At 68.4% G+C, this 3,869-nt stretch carries 4 protein-coding genes and 1 pseudogene; 2 read left to right on the forward strand and 3 right to left on the reverse strand.

Annotated elements, in window-relative coordinates; all coding sequences use genetic code 11:
* The coding region (locus KZA10_RS09345; RefSeq protein WP_218682724.1) for a TetR/AcrR family transcriptional regulator at window positions 1-223 on the forward strand (223 nt) is incomplete at its 5' end.
* Window positions 224-337: 114 nt separating this feature from the next.
* Here the strand turns inward: KZA10_RS09345 and KZA10_RS09350 are convergent.
* From KZA10_RS09350 to coaA, 3 genes are all read right to left on the reverse strand, one after another.
* Window positions 338-697, reverse strand: coding sequence for a holo-ACP synthase (locus KZA10_RS09350; protein ID WP_218682725.1), 360 nt, complete (start codon window positions 695-697; stop codon window positions 338-340).
* Between the two features lie 93 nt (window positions 698-790).
* Window positions 791-2,638 (reverse strand): glutamine--fructose-6-phosphate transaminase (isomerizing), encoded by a 1,848-nt coding sequence (gene glmS, locus KZA10_RS09355; RefSeq protein ID WP_127481935.1) that lies wholly within the window; start codon window positions 2,636-2,638, stop codon window positions 791-793.
* Window positions 2,639-2,711: 73 nt separating this feature from the next.
* Window positions 2,712-3,665: a type I pantothenate kinase gene (gene coaA / locus KZA10_RS09360; protein WP_017828214.1), complete on the reverse strand. Its 954-nt coding sequence runs from the start codon at window positions 3,663-3,665 to the stop codon at window positions 2,712-2,714.
* Window positions 3,666-3,694: 29 nt separating this feature from the next.
* Here coaA and KZA10_RS17955 point away from each other — a divergent pair.
* A pseudogene (locus KZA10_RS17955) lies at window positions 3,695-3,869 on the forward strand (Ppx/GppA family phosphatase); the annotation flags it as partial.

The raw sequence follows: 3,869 nt of genomic DNA on the forward strand, positions 1-3,869 counted from the left end.
CGGCCGGCACGGCACCACGGTGCCCGTGACCGACATCGCCGAGGCCGCCGGGGTCTCCAAAGGCGGCCTGCTCTACCACTTCCCGAACAAGGAAACACTGCTGAACGGGGTGGCCACCAACCTGATGTACGAACGCCGCAGCGAGACCGGCGTCGTGGGTGAGGGTGAGATGCAGCGTTCGTCGTCGCCGAAGGAGCACCGCTGTGACCGCCCCCTTCCGTGAAGCGAGCATCGGCCTTCACGACGGCGATCACCTCGACACCGGTCAGGCGTCGGAAGTGCCGCACATTGTCGGCGATCGCGTCGAGGTCGATGCTCGCTTCACGGAAGGGGGCGGTCACAGCGGTGCTCCTTCGGCGACGACGAACGCCGCAGCGAGACCGGCGTCGTGGGTGAGGGTGAGATGCAGCGTGAGGATGCCCCGTTCTTCGACGACCGCGGCCGTCGACCCGGAGAGCACGAAGTGCGGGCGCCCCGAGGGCTCGGAGGCGATCTCGATCTCGGTCCAGTGCACGCCGTCGGAACCGCCGAGCGCCTTGATCAGCGCCTCCTTGGCGGCGTAGCGCGCGGCGAGGGAGGGAAGACGGAGAGTGCGCTCGGAAGGGGCGAAGAGCCGCTCACGCAGCCTCGGAGTCCCCTCCATCGTGCGCTCGAACCGTGGGATGTCCACGAGGTCGATGCCGGTGCCGATGATCACCCGTTCAGCCTACCGAGCGTGCGTTCGGTTGAAATCGCCCAAATGGCTCCGTTCCCGTGGAAACGAAGCCATTCCGGTGATACGAGAAGAGCCTTACTCGACGGTGACCGACTTGGCGAGGTTGCGCGGCTGGTCGACGTCGAGGCCCTTGGCCGTGGCCAGTGCCATCGCGAAGATCTGCAGCGGCACGACGGCGAGCAGCGGCTCGAACATCGCCCCGGCGAGCGGGATGTGGATGACCTCGTCGGCGAACGGCAGCACCGCGGCGTCGCCCTCCTCGGCGATCACGATCACCCGGGCACCGCGCGCGCGGATCTCCTGGATGTTCGAGACGACCTTCGAGTGCACGAGTGCCGAGTGACGCGGGGAGGGGACCAGCACGAACACCGGCTGCCCCGGCTCGATGAGCGCGATCGGACCGTGCTTGAGCTCACCGGCGGCGAAGCCCTCGGCGTGGATGTAGGAGATCTCCTTGAGCTTGAGCGCACCCTCGAGCGCGATCGGGTAGCCGACGTGGCGCCCCAGGAACAGCACCGAACGCGTGTCCGCCATCCATCCGGCGAGCTGGGTGACGTGCTCCTGCTCGCTTTCGAGCACCTTGGCGATCTTCTCCGGAAGCGCCGCGAGCTCTGCGACGTCGACCGAGGCGTCGGCGATCGCGCCGCGCACCCGACCCATGTGCAGGCCCAGCAGCAGGAGCGCGGTGATCTGCGCGGAGAAGGCCTTGGTCGAGGCCACAGCGACCTCGGGTCCGGCGTGGGTGTAGACGACGGCATCCGACTCGCGCGGGATCGTGGCGCCCTGCGTGTTGCAGACCGACAGCGTGCGTGCGCCGCGTTCGCGGGCGTACTTCACGGCCATCAGGGTGTCCATGGTCTCGCCCGACTGGCTGATCGACACCACGAGCGTGTCGGCGCCGATCACCGGGTCGCGGTAGCGGAACTCGTGGGCGAGTTCGACGTCGACGGCCACGCGTGCCCACTGCTCGATCGCGTACTTGCCGACCAGCGCCGCGTAGGACGCAGTGCCGCAGGCGGTGATGATGACCCGGTTGATGCCCACGAAGAGCTCGTCCAGTCCGTCGAGCTCGGGGATGACGACCTGGCCGTCGTGGATGCGCCCGCGGATCGTGTTGGCGACGGCCTCGGGCTGCTCGGCGACCTCCTTGGCCATGAAGCTCGACCATCCGCCCTTCTCGGCGGCGGCGGCATCCCAGGACACGTCGAACGGCTCGGGCTCGACGGGCGTGCCGGCGAAGTCCATGACGGTGACGGACTCCGGCGTGATCGAGACGATCTGGTCCTGGCCGATCGCGAGCGCCTTGCGCGTGTACTCGATGAACGCGGCGACGTCGGAGCCGAGGAAGTTCTCCCCTTCGCCGAGGCCGATCACGAGCGGGGAGTTGCGACGGGCGCCGACCACGAGGCCGGGGTGGTCCTGGTGCATCGCCAGCAGGGTGAACGCGCCCTCGAGGCGGTTCACGATGCTGCGGAAGGCCAGCTGCAGGTCGCCGCCGTTGCCGGCGTACTCGCGTCCGAGCAGGGCAGCGGCGACCTCGGTGTCGGTCTCGCTGCGGAACACCACGCCGTCGGCGAGGAGCTCGTCACGCAGTGCGGAGAAGTTCTCGATGATGCCGTTGTGGATGACGGCGAGCTTGTCGTCGTCTGCCAGGTGCGGGTGCGCGTTGCCGTCGGTCGGCCCTCCGTGCGTCGCCCAGCGGGTGTGTCCGATCCCGGTCGACCCATCGGGCAGAGGCGCGTCGGCGAGCGAGTCGCGCAGCACGGCGAGCTTGCCCGCCTTCTTGCGCATGCCGAGCACGCCGTCTCCGTCGATGACGGCGACACCCGCGGAGTCGTATCCGCGGTACTCGAGGCGGGCGAGGCCTGCGAGAAGGATGTCCTGGCTGGGGCGCGGGCCCACGTATCCGACGATTCCACACATGGGATCAAGAGTAAGACGGTTTTTTTGCGAGTCGTCCGTACATTCTTCGGACGGCGACGGTCCGGCTGCGGCCTCAGAGTTTGCGCAGCAGCACCGTCTCGACATCGTGGTCGGCGCCCTTGCGCAGCACGAGCCGTGCGCGGTGCCGCGTGGGCATCACGTTCTCGACGAGGTTGGGCATGTTGATCTCGTTCCAGTAGCCGAGGGCCGTGGTGATCGCCTCCTCGTCGGTGAGGTGCGCGAACACGTTGAAGTACGAGGACGGGTTGCTGAAAGCGGCCTGGCGGAGCGCGAGGAAGCGGTCGACGTACCACTTCTCGATGTGCGAGGTGTCGGCGTCGACGAAGATCGAGAAGTCGAACAGGTCGCTCACGGCGACATCGTTCGGAGCGGGCGGCGGCTGCAGCACGTTCAGTCCCTCGACGATCACGACGTCGGGCCGGCGCACGACGACGTTCGCATCCGGCACGATGTCGTAGCGCATGTGGGAGTAGAACGGGGCCCGCACCTCGGTGGCGCCGCTCTTGACCTCGGTGAGGAACTCGATCAGCGCCCGACGGTCGTACGACTCGGGGAACCCTTTGCGATCCATGATGCCGCGGCGCTCGAGCTCGGCGTTCGGGTACAGGAATCCGTCGGTGGTGACCAGCTCCACCCGAGGCGTTCCCGGCCAGCGGCTCATGAGCTCGCGCAGCAGACGGGCGATGGTGGACTTGCCCACAGCCACGGAACCGGCGACGCCCACGACGAACGGCGTCGTGGTGTCGTCTTCCTGGAGGAACGACGAGGTGGCAGCGCCCAGTCGCTTCGTCGCGGTGGCGTACAGGCTGAGCAGACGGCTCAGCGGCAGGTACACCTCGCGCACCTCGGTGAGGGAGAGACGGTCCCCGATGCCGCGGAGCTCGACGACCTCGGTCTCGGTGAGCGGCTGGTCGAGCCCGGCCGCCAGGCGCGCCCACTCCGCGCGTCCGATCTCCCGATAGGGCGACAGTGGCAGCGTGGGGTCGGCGGTGGTCACGGAGTACATCGTATCCGGGGGGCGAGTAGTCTCTTCCCGTGCGCCTGGGAGTCCTCGACATCGGATCCAACACCGTCCACATGCTGGCGGCCGACGTCCGCCCCGGCGGACGGCCGCTCGCGACGACGAGCGACAGGACGGTGCTGCGCCTCATGCGCTACCTCACGCCCGACGGCTCCATCTCGGAAGAAGGCGTCGTCGCCCTCGTCGCCG

The organism is Microbacterium sp. BF1 (assembly GCF_019279095.1).
GTDB classification, from domain to species: Bacteria; Actinomycetota; Actinomycetes; order Actinomycetales; family Microbacteriaceae; genus Microbacterium; species Microbacterium maritypicum.